The sequence below is a fragment of the Pseudonocardia thermophila genome (assembly GCF_900142365.1).
Classification (GTDB): domain Bacteria; phylum Actinomycetota; class Actinomycetes; order Mycobacteriales; family Pseudonocardiaceae; genus Pseudonocardia; species Pseudonocardia thermophila.
This window is the reverse complement of record NZ_FRAP01000008.1, coordinates 186995-201625: the sequence shown is the minus strand read 5'-3', so window position 1 is coordinate 201625 and position 14631 is coordinate 186995. Positions and strand designations below refer to the sequence as shown.

Annotated in this window: 14 protein-coding genes; 6 read left to right on the top strand and 8 right to left on the bottom strand. The window is 73.8% G+C overall.

Annotated elements, in window-relative coordinates; all coding sequences use genetic code 11:
* Positions 1 to 28: 28 nt before the first annotated feature.
* Entirely contained in the window at positions 29 to 877 is an 849-nt protein-coding gene (locus BUE41_RS12855) for a PhzF family phenazine biosynthesis isomerase (RefSeq protein WP_073457290.1), read from the bottom strand.
* Positions 874 to 1947, bottom strand: a complete 1074-nt coding sequence (locus BUE41_RS12850; protein ID WP_073457331.1) for a saccharopine dehydrogenase family protein — start codon at positions 1945 to 1947, stop codon at positions 874 to 876. Before BUE41_RS12850 ends, BUE41_RS12855 begins: the two co-directional genes overlap by 4 nt.
* Positions 1948 to 2792: 845 nt before the next feature.
* Here BUE41_RS12850 and BUE41_RS30760 point away from each other — a divergent pair.
* The 4 genes from BUE41_RS30760 (at position 2793) to upp (ending at position 5432) form a co-directional block, all read left to right on the top strand.
* Complete coding sequence (locus BUE41_RS30760) at positions 2793 to 2936, top strand: hypothetical protein (RefSeq protein WP_159444902.1); 144 nt, start codon at positions 2793 to 2795, stop codon at positions 2934 to 2936.
* 466 nt (positions 2937 to 3402) lie between these two features.
* Complete coding sequence (locus BUE41_RS30755) at positions 3403 to 3819, top strand: hypothetical protein (protein WP_073457288.1); 417 nt, start codon at positions 3403 to 3405, stop codon at positions 3817 to 3819.
* A 15-nt stretch (positions 3820 to 3834) separates the two neighbouring features.
* Complete coding sequence (locus BUE41_RS30170; protein ID WP_143172117.1) at positions 3835 to 4578, top strand: hypothetical protein; 744 nt, start codon at positions 3835 to 3837, stop codon at positions 4576 to 4578.
* Positions 4579 to 4808: 230 nt separating this feature from the next.
* Positions 4809 to 5432, top strand: coding sequence for a uracil phosphoribosyltransferase (gene upp, locus BUE41_RS12835; RefSeq protein ID WP_073457287.1), 624 nt, complete (start codon positions 4809 to 4811; stop codon positions 5430 to 5432).
* Here upp and BUE41_RS12830 read toward each other — a convergent pair.
* From BUE41_RS12830 to BUE41_RS12820, 3 genes are all read right to left on the bottom strand, one after another.
* Positions 5414 to 6853 carry an amidase gene (locus BUE41_RS12830; RefSeq protein WP_073457286.1) on the bottom strand — a complete coding sequence of 480 codons (1440 nt, stop codon included), beginning with the start codon at positions 6851 to 6853 and terminating at the stop codon, positions 5414 to 5416. The two genes, upp and BUE41_RS12830, sit on opposite strands and share 19 nt — an antisense overlap.
* 71 nt (positions 6854 to 6924) lie before the next feature.
* Positions 6925 to 7512 (bottom strand): TetR/AcrR family transcriptional regulator, encoded by a 588-nt coding sequence (locus tag BUE41_RS12825; RefSeq protein ID WP_073457285.1) that lies wholly within the window; start codon positions 7510 to 7512, stop codon positions 6925 to 6927.
* 36 nt (positions 7513 to 7548) lie between these two features.
* Entirely contained in the window at positions 7549 to 8004 is a 456-nt protein-coding gene (locus tag BUE41_RS12820; RefSeq protein WP_073457330.1) for a flavodoxin family protein, read from the bottom strand.
* Positions 8005 to 8082: 78 nt separating this feature from the next.
* Here BUE41_RS12820 and BUE41_RS12815 point away from each other — a divergent pair, with 78 nt between their 5' ends.
* Positions 8083 to 8784, top strand: a complete 702-nt coding sequence (locus BUE41_RS12815; protein ID WP_073457284.1) for a GDSL-type esterase/lipase family protein — start codon at positions 8083 to 8085, stop codon at positions 8782 to 8784.
* Here BUE41_RS12815 and BUE41_RS12810 read toward each other — a convergent pair.
* The 3 genes from BUE41_RS12810 to BUE41_RS12800 are packed head-to-tail and all read right to left on the bottom strand — an operon-like array spanning position 8781 to position 12830.
* Complete coding sequence (locus BUE41_RS12810) at positions 8781 to 10385, bottom strand: phospho-sugar mutase (RefSeq protein WP_073457283.1); 1605 nt, start codon at positions 10383 to 10385, stop codon at positions 8781 to 8783. The two genes, BUE41_RS12815 and BUE41_RS12810, sit on opposite strands and share 4 nt — an antisense overlap.
* A complete protein-coding gene (locus tag BUE41_RS12805) occupies positions 10382 to 11182 on the bottom strand; it encodes a purine-nucleoside phosphorylase (protein WP_073457282.1) in 801 nt (266 codons plus the stop codon). The genes BUE41_RS12810 and BUE41_RS12805 overlap by 4 nt, the downstream gene beginning before the upstream one ends.
* A gap of 10 nt (positions 11183 to 11192) precedes the next feature.
* Positions 11193 to 12830, bottom strand: a complete 1638-nt coding sequence (locus tag BUE41_RS12800) for a serine/threonine-protein kinase (RefSeq protein WP_234997211.1) — start codon at positions 12828 to 12830, stop codon at positions 11193 to 11195.
* Between the two features lie 269 nt (positions 12831 to 13099).
* Here BUE41_RS12800 and BUE41_RS12795 point away from each other — a divergent pair, with 269 nt between their 5' ends.
* Positions 13100 to 14341: a M20 family metallopeptidase gene (locus BUE41_RS12795; protein WP_073457280.1), complete on the top strand. Its 1242-nt coding sequence runs from the start codon at positions 13100 to 13102 to the stop codon at positions 14339 to 14341.
* The last annotated feature ends 290 nt before the right edge of the window (positions 14342 to 14631 follow it).

Here is a 14631-nt window from a genome sequence, read left to right as displayed (position 1 = left end):
GCCCCGCCGCGGATCGAATCGGTGCGGATCAGATCGGCGCCGCCGTCCCGGTCACCGACACCCGTGGATCGTCCGGCCGGATGTCGACGAGCAGCCGGCTGAGCCGGCCCATGTCGGCGCCCTGCAGGATCGTGACGCGAGCAGGCGGGTCGACGAGGCTGAGGTCGCGCAGGTAGCCGCCGAAGGCGGCCGCGGCCGCGCCGGTGGCGGGGTCCTCGACGACGCCGCCCGGCGGGAACGGGTCGCGCGCGTGGAACAGGGTGGGGGACTCGGCCCAGACGAGGTGCGCGGTCGTCCAGCCGTGCTCGGCCATCGCCTTCTCCAGCGCCGGGTAGTCGTAGTCGAGTGCAGCCAGCACCGGCCGTTCTCGGACGGCGAGGACGAGGTGGTCGTTGCCGGCGAAGGCGACGTGCGCGGGGTAGCGCGGGTCCAGGTCGGCGGCGGTCCAGCGCAGGGCAGCGAGGGCGGCGGAGAGCTCTGCGGGCCTCGTCGGCCGGGTGCGCGTGGGCACGCTGGTCAGCGTCGCCGTCACGCCGTCCGCGCCGGTCTCGGTGGCCACGGCGATCGGCCCCGCGGGCGTGGCGAGATGCAGCGTTCCGACGCCGGCGCGTTCGGCGATCGCGACGGCGGTGGCGATCGTGGCGTGCCCGCAGAACGCGACTTCGGCCTGCGGGCTGAAGTAGCGCACCCGGAACCGGTTCGGCTCGTCCTCCGCCTCGACGAAGGCGGTCTCGGAGTAGCCCACCTGCGCCGCGATCCGCAGGCGGGCGTGGTCGTCGAGCCCGGCCGCGTCCAGGACGACCCCGGCCGGGTTGCCGCCGCGGCCGCCGTCGGTGAACGCCGCGTACCGCAGGACGTCCGGGTGCTGATGGGTCATGGGTGTCTCCGGGCCGGGTCGGGCCGGACTCCGCCGGCGGTGATCTCGATCCCGTGGCCGCGCAGCTGCGCCACTAGGTCGAGCGGGTCGATCAGATCCTCCAGGTGCACGACGCCCGGTGCCGGGCCAGCGGTGATCACGTGGTGCGCGGTGAGCGCTGTGATCAGCCCGGTCACCTGGCTCGTGTCGCGTCCGCGGGCCGCCCAGGAGAGCGTCTCGGCGCCGCGCGTGGCCGTCACGTGCACGACGACGTCGTCGGAGCCGAGCCGGACCCGGTGCAGCGCCGAGGTCAGCATGCGCCGCCCCGTGCTCCCCCGCAGCAGCCGCAGCACCCCGGCCGTGCGCAGGGCGAAGGCGGCTCCGGTGAGGACGGCCGAGTCGAAGCAGAGCCGGGTCGTCACGGGGATGCCGAGGTGGGCGGCGAGCGTGTGCTGGTCGGAGAACGGGAACGGGTACGCCGACCGCACCCCGAACCCGGGCAGATCGACCCGCGCCCGCCCGGCGCCGGAGGTGTCCGTTGTGACGAGCCCGTCGACGGTCCAGCGGACGGAGTCCTTCCCGTGGTCGCCACCCAGCCCGAGCAGCAGTGCGATGTCGATCGACGTGGCGCCGGGCAGGTCGGTGGCGCACAGCCGGGCGAGCACGTTGGTCAGCCCCGGCGCGAGCCCGACGCTGAGGGCCGCCACGGCCCCACCGTCCTCCGCGATCGCGTCCAGCGCCTCGATCGCGGCGATCACCCCCGGCGTGGCCGCAACGTCGACGACGTGCACGCCGCGCTCCAGGCACGCGACGGCCACCTCCGCGTTGGCCCGCTCCACGCACATGACGACGGCCGCTGCCCCGTCGAGGACGGCCGACAGCTCGTCGGGCAGCCCCACATCGACCCGCCGCGCCCGCACCCCCGGGACGCGGGCCGCGAACGTGGCCGCCGCCCGTTCGTCGCGACCGGCGACCACCACGCGGCCGGGATGCAGATCGGCGAGCGTCCGCGTCACGACTCGGCCCACCGCGCCGTACCCGCCGAGGACGACGACGTCGCCGGATCCATCGTCACTGTGACGCTCGGGCATGGTCCCCCCTTGTTCTCCGAGCTGTGACCAGCCCGACTCCGCGATCACGGTTGCGATCACGGTCGCGAGCGCGACGGCTGCGACCGGCACCACCAGCGCTGCCGAGTACCCGTCGTCGAGCGCCCCGCGCCGGCTCGCCGGCGATCACCGGGACGGTGGCCGCCGTGCGTCCCGCTGTGCAGCACGTCGTTGAGATTGGCACGCAGCTGCGCGCCCGCCCACAGAGTTTCCTGCCGCACGAGCGGCCGCGCAGAACTCCGCTCGATGACCACGAACGCCACGAGCCCCGACCCCCGCCGCAGTACCCCTGCGGTCCGCACCACCCGCCATCCAGCACCCACGCCGCGTCAACCGATCGGCGGCGCCCTGTTCGGTTGGTCCGTCGTCGCTGTGGCGGACGCGGTGATCGATGTGGTGGATCGGGGTGTCGCGGTAGGGGGCGGTGCAGTGGCCGTCGTCGGGGGCTGTGATGGTGGTGGCGAGGGGGCCGTGGAATCCGTGGCTGCGGGTTTCGCCGCCGATGTGACGCCGTCTGTGGTGATGAGGCGCCGGATGGTTTTCTGGCTTTCGCCGTTGGCGAGCAGTGCGACCGGGGGTTCGACGGCGCCTGGGTGAGCCGTGCGTCGAGCTGAGGGTGCTCAGAGTCCGAGATGTGTTCGGTGGCGTCGGTGATCACCTGCATTCGTGCGAGGTCGATCGTCCCCGCCGAGAAGACGGAGTGGATGTGGTCGCGTCCGGTGTGCAGCCTCCGGGTGGTCTGTATCTGTCTGTATCTGTCTGTATCTGTTTGTATCTGTTTGTCGGCTTCGGCGGGCGCGACTTTGCGGGTGTGTTCGATGGTGACTGTGACGACTTTCGCGATGTCGGCGGGGTCGGTGGTGCTTCGGGAGATCTGCGTGTCGATGTGGGTGCGGGTGCTGGTGTTCAGTGCGGTTCTGGTGCGGGCGGGCCAGGTGGTGGCCCGGCTCGCGTTCATATCTGGACTGTAGAGGCCGCCACTGACGGTTTCTGGTGTGCTGAATCCGGGATCCGCGCCTGTTTCGCCGGTTTGCCGTGTGATTCGGTGAACGTCTTGGAGTTGTGTGGTCAGCACGTGGGGAGTTGGGTGGAGCGAGAGCTCCACCGTCGGCCCGGGGGCTGCCCACCTCTGCGTCGGGGTCTGGACGGGTCCAGGGGCAGCGCCCCTGGCGGGGCTCCGGGGCAGCGCCGGGTCGAATCAAGCCCAGACGGGAGGTGACCCGCCCCGCGGTCGCAGCGGGGCGGGTCGGGAATGCGCTTCGGCGGGCCTCGTTCAGATCACGCCAGGGAGCGCGACTGGGGCACGCGAGGCCCGTTCTGGCCGAAGAGCTCGTCCAGGATTCGCCGGATGAGCTGCTCGAGGAAATCGGCGTTCAGCTGCGCCTGGTTGGGCAGCTGAGGCGCAGGGCGGTTATCCCGACGCGGACCGTCCTTGCGGTGGTCTTCCCGACGGTGGTCGCCGTTGCGGTGGTCGCCGCGGTGGTCCCCGTGCCGGTGGTTCAGGCGGCCGTCGTGGCGCCGGTCGTCCCGGGTGTCGTGGCGGTGGTGCCGAGCGCCGTGGTCGTGCCGGTGGTGGTGACCGTGGTGGTCATGGCGGTGCCGGCCGTCGTGGCGCCGGTCGTCCCGGGTGTCGTGGCGGTGGTGCCGAGCGCCGTGGTCGTGCCGGTGGTGGTGACCGTGGTGGTCATGGCGGTGCCGGCCGTCGTGGCGCCGGTCGTCCCCGGCGTCGTGGCGGTGGTGCCGACCGTCGTGGTCGTGTCCGTGGTGCCGGTGGCCGACGCGGTCGTTGCGACCGTCGTGGTGGTGCCCGTCCCGCCGGTCGTCACGGCGATCGTCGCGCCGGTCGTCCCGTAGGTGGTGATGCCCGCGGTGGTCGTCGTCCCGGTCACCGGAGCGTGCGGGTCCGCTGCGAGCGCAGTCACGGTCGCGCCCGTCGTGGACCCGATCCCGTCCGTCGCGGTCGTGGACGGTGCCGTTCCCGGTCCGGTCACGGTGGTCACCGCGAGGCCCACGATCGCGGTCGCCCCCGGACCAGCCTCCGTGGTTGGGACCGCCGTGGTTCGGGCCGCCGGGGTGGTTGTTGTTGCCGGGTCCGGTGTTGGGGTTGCCGGGGTGGTTGTTGTTGCCGGGTCCGGTGTTGGGGTTGCCGGGGTGGTTGTTGTTGCCGGGTCCGGTGTTGGGGTTGCCGGGGTGGTTGTTGTTGCCGGGTCCGGTGTTGGGGTTGCCGGGGTGGTTGTTGTTGCCGGGTCCGGTGTTGGGGTTGCCGGGGTGGTTGTTGTTGCCGGGTCCGGTGTTGGGGTTGCCGGGGTGGTTGTTGTTGCCGGGTCCGGTGTTGGGGTTGCCGGGGTGGTTGTTGTTGCCCGGTCCGTGGTTGCCGTTCCCAGGGCCGCCCGGGCCGCCCGGGAGCCCTGTCGAGGCGATGTCGGCACCGTTCACGGGGCCGCCCTTCTCAACGGGTTTCGGCTTCGGTGCCGTGCCGTCCTGCGTGCTGGAGTTCTCGGGGCCCTTCGCCGGGGCCGGGGCTTTCACCGGGTCGGCGTGGGCGATGCCGGTGCCGAGGAGGACGAAGCCACCGGAGACGGCGACGGTGACGAGCCCACGACGCAACGCTGAGTTCACGGGAGTCCTTCCGATGTCCGTCTGCCCGGTTCGGGGAGCCGGGCAAGGTCTTTCGTGCGGTCGGGGAGCCGCACGCTCGGTCGTCGAGGCCTTCGTCACGCCCGTTAGCCGAACTCGCGGAAGTTGCGCCGCCCGGCGGTCCGGCGCGGGCGCGCAGCGGAGCGCGATGTACGACACGTGCTCTGGAGCACACCGCCGGGTGGCGGTCATCTACGGTTCGCGTCATGGACGTCCGCGTCGTCGATCACCCGCTCGCGAAGGCCCGTCTGTCCACGATGCGCGACGCGCGGACGGACAACGCCGCCTTCCGGGCCGCGCTGCGCGATCTGACCCTGATGCTGATCTACGAGGCGACCCGGGACGCGCCTCTGGTGTCGGCGCCGCTGCACACCCCGATCGCCCGGACGATCGGCTACCGGCTGGCGAACCCGCCGCTGCTCGTGCCGGTGCTGCGGGCCGGGCTGGGCATGGTCGACGCCGCGCAGGCGCTCATGCCGGAGGCGCAGATGGGGTTCGTCGGGCTCGCCCGCAACGAGGCGACGCTCAAGCCGACGCCGTACATGGAGTCGCTGCCGGAGTCGCTGGAGGGCCGCCCGGTGTTCGTGCTCGACCCGATGCTGGCCACCGGCGGCTCGATGGCGCACACGATCCGGCTGCTCACCGATCGCGGCGCCACCGACGTGACGGCGATCTGCGTGCTGGCCGCGCCGGAGGGCATCGCGCACCTGGAGCAGAGCGGACTGCCCGTCCGCGTGATCACGTCCAGCGTCGACGAGCGGCTCAACGACTCCGCCTACATCGTCCCCGGCCTCGGGGACGCGGGAGACCGTCAGTTCGGCGCCGTGTGAGCTGCTGCGTGACTCAGGTCCTGGATCCGCGGCCACGGTCGCTCGGCCTCCAGCGCGTATGCCAGCTCCAGCAGCGTCCGCTCGTCGCCGTGCGCGGCCGACAGGTGCACACCGATCGGCAGCCCGGTGCTCGACAGCCCGCCCGGCAAGGAGATCCCGGGCGCGCCGGCGATGTTGTTCAGCGGCGTGAACGCGACGTAGCCGAGCAGCCGCTGCAGCAGCTCGTCGAACGGGACCGTGGGGCTGAGCCGACCGAGCTCCGGCGGGACGTGGGCGAGGACGGGGGAGAGCAGCACGTCGTGCCGGGTGAACAGGCGGGCGTAGTCGTGGCGCACCCGGCGGAGCCTGCGCAGGATCGCCGGCGTGCGCGGAGCCGCCCGCTTGTAGCGGTCGACCAGACCGCGGGTGAACGGGTCGAGCGCGGAGGCCCGGAACGTGCGGCCGAACGCGAAGCGGCCCCCGGCCGCGACCGTGGCGGCGAGCAGTCCCCAGTAGTCGACGAAGTCGTCGACGAACCGCGGATCCAGGTCGATCGAGGCCGGGGTGACCTCGTGGCCGAGCTTCTCCAGCGTCCGCGCGGTGTCCTCCACGACGGCCCGGGTGTCGGCGTCCACGACCGCGCCGGTGGGGGAGGTGAGCACCAGACCGACGCGCAGCCGCCTGTCGGCCGGGCCCTCGACCAGACCCAGCGGGGGTAGGTGGGGAGCGCGCCGCTGACGATCGGCGGCGGCGAGGAACACCGCGGTGTCGCGCACGGTCCGGCTCACCACCCCGTCGGCGACGAGGTTGATCGGCATCCGGGACCCGTTGGCGCTCGGCGCGGTGCGGCCGCGGCCGGGCTTGAGCCCGACGAGGCCGCACGCTGCGGCGGGGATGCGGATCGAACCGCCGCCGTCGTTCGCGTGCGCGATCGGCACCACGCCCGCCGCGACGAGTGCGGCCGCGCCGCCGGACGAGGCGCCGCAGGAGTGACGCGGGTTCCACGGGTTGACGGTCGGTTCCGCGGCGGCGAACTCGGTGCTCGCGTTGAACCCGAACTCCGGCATGCGTGACTTGCCCACGGCGTCGAGCCCGGTGCTGAGGATCTGCTGGGTGACGGCTGCGTGCGCGGGTGCGGGCCGCGGGACGTAGGAGGCCGAGCCGTTGCCGGTGGGCCAGCCCCGGACGTCGGTGTTGTCCTTGATGAACGTGGGTACACCGGCGAACGGGCCATCGGGGGATCCGGTGGCGGGTTCGGCGATGCGCTCGAGCTGGACGGCGCGCAGGGTGGGGTCCACCCGGGCGAGGCGCTCGGCCACCGCGGCGCGGACCTCTGCGACCGACACGGTTCCGCGGCGCAGCTCGGCGGCCAGCCCGACGGCGTCGTGGTCGCCGAGCGGGTCGTCGGCGAAGGCGTGCACCCTCGTCGACGACGTCCCCACCGACGAACTCCCCACCGACGAACTCCCCGCTGCGGAGTTCCTCGCTGCCGCATTCCTCGCTGCAGGATTCCTCACTGCGCTCGCCATCCCTCCAGAACCGCCCACAGAGCGGACTCCAGCCGGGCATCGGTCCCCGGCGGCAGGTACCCGAGCAGCTGGAGCGTCACCCAGCCGTGCACGGTCGTCCACAGGGTGATCGACGCGTGCGCCGGGTCGGTGTCCGCGCGCAGCGCGCCCTCGTCGATCGCGCGCTGCACCGCCATCCGCAACGGACCCAGTGCGGTGCCCGTCGCCGTCCGCGCCGCCACGGCGGGCGGCAGCCCGGTGCGGCCGCCGAACATCAGCGCGAACAGGTGCGGCTCGGCCAGCGCGGCGGACCGGTACGCCAGTCCGACCCGCACGACGTCGTCCAGCGGGTCGACCCCGCGCGGCACGGCGGCCAGCCGGCGCGCGAGCTCGGCGAACGCCTCGTCGAACAACGCCGTGACCAGGCCGTCCTTGCCGCCGAACAGGGCGTACACCGCGGTGGTCGACGTGTCGCAGGTGCGGGCGAGCATGCGGAGCGAGAGCGCGTCGACGCCGCCGGTCGACACGATCTCGCCCGCGCTGCGCAGGAGGCGGTCCCGCAGCGCGCCGTCGTGGACCTTCGCCCGGGCCATCAACGCACCCTATTCCCTCGTGGCAGGGCCCTTCGCTCAGCCTGGGGCGATCGTCGCCGCGACGACGGCGCCGAGCTCGTAGCAGCGGTCGCGGGCGGCCTTGTCGGGGGTGCCGAGCACGTCGACCGGTTCGGCGACCTGCTGCCAGCCGAGCCCCTCCGCGATCGTGGTGACCGAGTCGACGGCGCCGCGGACGTCGAGGTTGCCGTGGACCCACAGCCCGTACGGCAGTCCGCGCTTCTCGTCGGCGCACACGTAGTAGATCGTGTCGAACCAGTGCTTCAGCGCACCCGACATGTAACCGATGTTCGCCGGGGTCCCCAGCACGACAGCATCTGCCGAAAGGAGATCAGTTGCGGTAGAAACAAGAGCGGGCCGGCGGACGATCTCCACACCGGTGACGTCGGGGTCGCTCGCCCCGCGCACCACTGCGTCCAGGAGCTCGGCCGTTGCTGGGGAGGGCGTGTGGTGCACGATGAGGAGACGGGCCACGGTGGTGAGCATGCCAGGCGGGCTCGGCTGGGCTGGATCGTACGCGCCGTCGTCTGGACCGCCTGCGCCGCGGTCCTGATGACCAGCTGGGTCTGCGCCGAGCCGGTTCCCGCACCGCCGACGCCGGTGCCGCTGGCCGGGCAGACCGGGACCGACGACCGCCCGCTGCGGATCATGCCGCTGGGCGCGTCCAGCACGGCCGGGGCGCGCAGCCCGGAGACCGGTGGTTACCGCGGCTACCTGGAGCGCCTGCTCCTCGACCGGCGCATCCCCTACGACTTCGTCGGCACCCAGAAGCAGGGTCCGGCGTGGATGCGCGACCGCGACCACGAGGGCCACGGCGGCACGACCATCCCCGAGATCCTCCCGTCGGTGCCCCGGTGGATCCGCAGCACCCATCCCGACGTCGTGCTGCTGCACGTCGGTACGAACGACCTGCTCCGCGGCGCGCGCGGCGCCGAGGTCGCGGCCCGGCTGCGCACGCTCCTCCGCGCGATCTGGGACGCCGAGGACGACCGGCCCGATCCGTACGTCGTGGTCGCCGGCGTGTGGGCGCCGATGACGACGAAGCAGCCGGCGAAGGCCGAGTTCACCGTGAAGGCGTCCGCCCTCGTCGACGATCTGCGTCGGCAGGGCCGCCCGGTCACGTTCGTCGACACCTCGAACCTGCTGGCCAGGGGCGACGTCGCCGACGGGCTGCACCCCAACGCGTCTGGCTACGCGCTCATCGCGCGGATGTGGGAGCGGGAGATCGTCCGGTACCTCTCCGCCCGGCACTAGCCTTCGAGCAGGCCTCGGACCTCGGCGCGCAGCGCCTCCAGCCGGGCCGTCGCCGCGCCACGGGCGGCGGCGAGCCCGGCCGCGTCCGGAACCGGCTCGACGATCTGCAGGTACGCCTTCAGCTTCGGCTCGGTGCCCGACGGGCGGATCACCAGCCGCGCGCCCGGCCGGTGCAGCCGCAGGACGTCGGGGGCGGGCCGCTCCGCCGTCCAGCCGGCGGGCGGGGACGACTGCAGCCGGGCCACCGCAGCGTCGCGGACGGCGGGCTCCATGCGCAGCGACACCCCCGCGGTCAGGTGCACGCCGTGCGCGATCGCGAGCTCGTCGAGCCGGTCCAGCAGAGTGCGGCCGTCCGCCTTCAGCGCGGCGGCTAGGTCGGCGGCGACGACGGCGGCGGCCATGCCGTCCTTGTCGCGCACCGCGTCGGGATCGACGCAGTAGCCCAGCGCCTCCTCGTAGCCGTAGACGAGGCCGGGACCACCGCGGACGATCCACTTGAACCCGGTGAGCGTCTCGGCGTAGCGGGCGCCGTGAGCGGCGGCGATCCGCGACAGCATCGACGACGACACCACCGTGGTGACCACCAGCGGATCCCGGTACGAGCCGGTGCGCAGCAGGTGATCGCCGAGGAGTGCGCCGGTCTCGTCGCCGGTGAGCATCCGCCAGCCGTCCGGCGTCGGCACACCCAGCGCGCACCGGTCGGCGTCCGGATCCAGCGCGATCGCCAGGTCCGCGTCGATCTGCGCGGCGAGCGCCAGCAGTTCGTCGGTGGCGCCGGGTTCCTCGGGGTTGGGGAACGCGACGGTCGGGAAGTCGGGATCCGGTTCGGCCTGGCTCGCCACCACGCGCACGTCGGTGAACCCGGCTCTGGCGAGCGCGGCCACTGCGGTCGCCCCGCCCACGCCGTGCAGCGGGGTGAGCGCGATCCGCAGCTCCCGGGCGGTGCCGCGGGGCAGCCGGGCGACCCGATCGAGGTAGGCCTCGGTGACGTCGACGGTGGTCGCGCCGGGGGCGACCGGCACGGACAGCGCGGGCGGCGCCGCGGTGATGGCCGCCTCGATCTCGGCGTCGACGGGCGGCGCGAGCTGCGCGCCGTCGGCGAGGTAGACCTTGTAGCCGTTGTCGGCGGGCGGATTGTGCGACGCGGTGATCTGCACCCCGGCCGCCGCGCCCAGGTGCTGCACCGCGAACGCCAGCAGCGGGGTGGGCAGCGGTTCGGGCAGCACCCGCACGTCGAACCCGGCCGCGGTGAGCACCCCGGCGGTGGCCTCGGCGAACGCCGCCGAGCCGTGCCGGGCGTCGCGGCCGACGACCACCGTGCCGCGTTGCCCGTCGCGGGCGAGCCAGGCCGCGAGCCCCGCGGTGGCGCGGCGAACGACGGCGACGTTCATCCCGGCCGGTCCGGCGCGGACGATCCCGCGCAGCCCAGCGGTGCCGAACTTCAGCGGCGCGGACATGCGGTCGGCCAGCTCCTCGGCGGCACCCGGGGCCTTCGCCATGGCCGCGGCCAGCACCTTCGTCAGCTCATCGCGGGTCGCCGGATCGGGGTCGTCGGCGATCCAGCGCATCGCGGCGTCGCGCAGCGCCGGCGTGAACGTCATGACCGGGTGACCAGCTCGCGCAGCAGGGCGCCCATCCGGCCCGCCGCGGCCGCGCCGGCGGCCAGGACCTCCTCGTGGTTGAGCGGCTCGCCGGTCATGCCCGCCGCGAGGTTCGTGACCAGCGACAACCCGAGCACCTCGAGGCCCTCGGCGCGGGCCGCGATCGCCTCGAGCACCGTCGACATCCCGACGAGATCCGCGCCCAGCCCGCGCAGCATGCGGATCTCCGCCGGCGTCTCGAAGTGCGGGCCGGGCAGCCCCGCGTACACGCCCTCGGTCAGCGACGGGTCGATCTCGCGGGCGGCGCGGCGCAGCGCGGGGGAGTAGAGGTCGGTGAGGTCGGTGAACCGCGGCCCGACCAGCGGCGACCGGCTCGTGAGGTTGAGGTGGTCGCAGATCAGCACGGGATCGCCGACCGCCATGCCCTCCCGCAGCCCGCCGGCTGCGTTCGTCAGGACGACGGTGCGGCATCCCGCCGCCGCGGCGGTGCGGACGCCGTGCACGACGGGCTCCACGCCGTGGCCCTCGTAGAGGTGCGTGCGGCCCAGCAGGACGAGCACCCGGCGCTCGCCCGCCTTCACGGAGCGGATCGTGCCGCCGTGTCCAGCCACGGACGGGGGCAGGAACCCGGGGAGGTCGGCCATCGCCAGCTCGTGCTCGGCGGCGCCGATCTCGTCCGCCGCCGGCCGCCATCCCGAACCGAGCACGACCGCGACGTCGTGCCGGTCGATCCCGGTGGCCTCGGCGATCGCGGTGGCGGCGGCGCGGGCGGCCGCGGCCGGATCGGGAGCGCTCATGCCGGGCAGCCTAGGCAGGCACGAAGCCGTCGGCCAGCTTGTCGAACAGCGCCTTCGACGCCGAGCCCGCTGCGGCTTCCGGGACGGTCAGAGTGATCGTCCAGAACGCCTTCTGGCCCTCCTCGCCGGAGGGCACGATCCGCCGCCACGCGGTGCGCGAGTCGTCCGACCACGTCATCTCCACGGCGCCCGGCCGGCTGTCGACGGTGGTCAGCACGGCGTCCTGCGCGCCGGGAGCGGTGCGGGCGACCGCCATGTCCGGCGCGGTCGAGACGGCCAGCGCCTCGCTGCCGTCGGGGGAGACGAAGGTGATGGTGGGCGCCTGGTCGGCCGGCTCGTCGCGGTACTGCGTCCAGCCGGTCGGCACCGGCACGGTGAACCCGTAGGCGTCGCGGTGCTGTGTGGTGGGCGTGTCGGCCAGCGTGACGTTGAGGGTGGTGAGCGCGGACTGGCCGCCGGCCACGCGGACGGCCGACCAGCCGACGGCCACCCCGGCCAGCAGCACCAGCGCCCCGGCGAGCACCAGGCCGATCGAGCGGGCCAGCGACGGCTCGGAGCTGGTCGCGAGCAGCGACCTCGAGGTGCCGGACGTGCTGAAGCCCTCGGGCAGTGGCCCGGGGGAGGCGGCCAGCGGTGCGGGCAGTGGGCCGGGATCGGGGGCGAGCGGCGCAGCCGATGCAGCGGCCAGCGGGGCGGCCTGCGACGCGGTGACCGCGCGCGGGGCGGGCGCCGGGCGGGCCGGCGGGGTGGGCAGCGTGATCGCCGAGGCCAGCGTCGGGGAGTCCGGTGAGCCCGGGAACGACGGGTCGTCCGGGTCGTCGATCAGCGGCCGCAGCCGGGCCCGGACCTGGTCCAGCGGGAGTCGCTCGGCCGGGTCCTTCACCATCAGCGCGGCGATGACGTCCTGCACCGGGCCGGAGCCGCGCGGGCGGGGCACTTCGCCGTCGACGACCTCGGTGATCGTCTTGACCGGGTCGCCGTGCACGTCGTAGGGCGGGCGACCCTCGATCGCGGCGAACAGGGTTGCGCCCAGCCCCCACAGGTCGGCGGCCGGCGTGACCTGCTGGCCGGCCGCGACTTCCGGCGCGATGTAGGCAGGGGAGCCCAGCACCAGGCCCGCGCTGGTCATCGGTGCGTCGGCCACGTTGCGGGCGATGCCGAAGTCGGTGAGCTTGATGCGGCCGTCGTCGCCGATCAGGACGTTTCCCGGCTTCACGTCGCGGTGGGTGATGCCGGCCTTGTGCGCGGCGCGCAGCCCGCCGGCCGTCGCGAACCCGACGACCGCGGCCTGCTGCGCGTTGAGGGCGCCCTGCAGGCTGATCAGTTCGGCGAGGTTGCGCGAGGGCACCAGCTCCATGACGACGAGCGGTTCTCCGTCGACGTCGACCACGTCGTAGACGGTGATGACGTTGGGGTGCGACAGGCCGCCGAGGGCGCGGGCCTCGCGCATGATGCGCTCGCGCATGTCGAGCGCCTCTTGCGCCGGCACCCCGGGCGGGACCTTCAGCTCCTTGACCGCGACCCGGCGCTGCAGCACCTCGTCGTAACCCGCCCAGACAGTGCCCATGGCGCCGCTGCCCAGCTGCGTGGACAGGCGGTAACGACCGCCGATCCGCCGCTCCCCTTCGCCCTGGGCACTCTGCGCCACGCCACCCATTCTGACCAGCCACCGATCACCGAACGCTGTCGGCCCCCGGAAGGCCGGTCAAGCGCGCGACGAACGGTCGGTGACGGGGGTCACGTTGCACGCACCCGCCGCTCGTCGTGGCGGGGCCGCCCGTCCGCAGCAGATCAGCCACCCCTTGGCGAGGAAACACTCGCGAGGGGCCCTTTCGGTTTGGAACACCGCCGTCCGGGTGAGCACCATGGGCCAATGCACGACAGCACAGCAGTGCCCGCCACGAGGGGTGGGGATCGGTGACCTTGCTCGACGCGCACACCGACCTCGCCGTACCTGGGGCTGCCTCCGTGACCGATCTGGGCGAAGGCAGTGGCCCGGCGTGGCTCGACGCGTGGCTGTCGGCGCACCGCGACGACGTCGTCGCATGGCGGCGCACCGTGCACGCCCACCCCGAACTCGGCCGCGCCGAGCACCGCACCACCGCACTCGTCGCCCGCGAGCTGATGGCGGCCGGACTCGAACCGCGCACCCTCCCGGGCGGCACCGGTCTCGTCTGCGACGTCGGCTACGGCGACCGCTGCGTCGCGCTCCGCGCCGACCTCGACGCGCTGCCCCTCCAGGAGGCCACCGGTCTTCCGTTCGCGTCGACCGTCCCCGACGTGATGCACGCCTGTGGACACGACGCGCACACCGCCATGCTGCTGGGCGCCGGCCTCGCGCTGGCGTCCGCGCCCGCCCTGCCCGGGCGTGTCCGGCTGATCTTCCAGCCGGCCGAGGAGGTGCAGCCCGGCGGCGCCATCGACATGGTCGCCGACGGCGCCCTCGAGGGCGTCGAGCGCATCTTCGCGCTGCACTGCGACCCGCGGCTGGAGGTCGGCAAGCTCGGCACCCGGGTCGGGCCGATCACCTCCGCGTGCGACATCGTCGAGGTCGCGCTGACCTCGCCCGGCGGCCACACCGCCCGCCCGCACCTGACCGCCGACCTCGTCGAGGCCGTCGGCTCGCTGATCACTCAGCTGCCCCTGCTGCTCACCCGCCAGGTCGACCCGCGCTCCGGCACCGTCCTCGTCTGGGGTGCGGTGCAGGCCGGGGAGGCGCCGAACGCGATCCCCCAGCGCGGTGTCCTGCGCGGCACCCTGCGCACCGCGGACCGGCACACGTGGGGCGAGCTGGAGGGCCGCGTCCGCGCGATCGTCGAGACCGTGCTCGCGCCGTACGGCGTGGGGTACGAGCTGAGCTACACCCGCGGCGTCCCGCCCGTCGTGAACGACGAGCGCAGCGCCCGGATGCTCGCCGACGCCGCCGTGGCGATCCTCGGCCCCGACGCCAGCACGGGTACGGAGCAGTCCAGCGGTGGTGAGGACTTCGCGTGGTACTTGGAGCAGGTCCCCGGCGCCATGGCGCGCCTGGGGGTCTGGCCTGGTGAGGGTGCCCCGATGAAGGACATCCACCAGCCGACGTTCGACCTGGATGAGCGCGCCTTGCCCGTCGGCGTGCGGGTGCTGGCGAACGTGGCGCTGGCGGCGCTGACGGACTGAACGGGTCCAGCCTCGCCGGGCGGCGAGTCTCGCGTTTCGTCGCGCGAGTCCCGCGTCCGGTCGGGCGTGTCGCGCGTCCGTCCCCGCGAGTCCCGCGGTCGGCACGCGAATCGTGCGCCCGGGCCGCGATCGACTCCGGCGTTGACGATCGTCGGCGCTGCCGACTACGGTGCGCTCGCCTGGGTTTCCGCTGCGGAGCCCGCGCCGTGCTGGACAAGTGCATAGCGGACTCGAGCAGTGCACCACCCGTGTGTATTCGTCCACGGGGCCCGGCGCTCCGCCACGCGGCA

Excerpts from the sequence above, each read along its gene's own strand:
- BUE41_RS12855 (WP_073457290.1), bottom strand. The coding sequence starts at position 877 with ATGACCCATCAGCACCCGGACGTCCTGCGGTACGCGGCGTTCACCGAC.
- BUE41_RS12850 (WP_073457331.1), bottom strand. The coding sequence starts at position 1,947 with ATGCCCGAGCGTCACAGTGACGATGGATCCGGCGACGTCGTCGTCCTC.
- upp (WP_073457287.1), top strand. The coding sequence starts at position 4,809 with ATGGACGTCCGCGTCGTCGATCACCCGCTCGCGAAGGCCCGTCTGTCC.
- BUE41_RS12825 (WP_073457285.1), bottom strand. The coding sequence starts at position 7,512 with ATGGCCCGGGCGAAGGTCCACGACGGCGCGCTGCGGGACCGCCTCCTG.
- BUE41_RS12815 (WP_073457284.1), top strand. The coding sequence starts at position 8,083 with ATGACCAGCTGGGTCTGCGCCGAGCCGGTTCCCGCACCGCCGACGCCG.
- BUE41_RS12810 (WP_073457283.1), bottom strand. The coding sequence starts at position 10,385 with ATGACGTTCACGCCGGCGCTGCGCGACGCCGCGATGCGCTGGATCGCC.
- BUE41_RS12805 (WP_073457282.1), bottom strand. The coding sequence starts at position 11,182 with ATGAGCGCTCCCGATCCGGCCGCGGCCGCCCGCGCCGCCGCCACCGCG.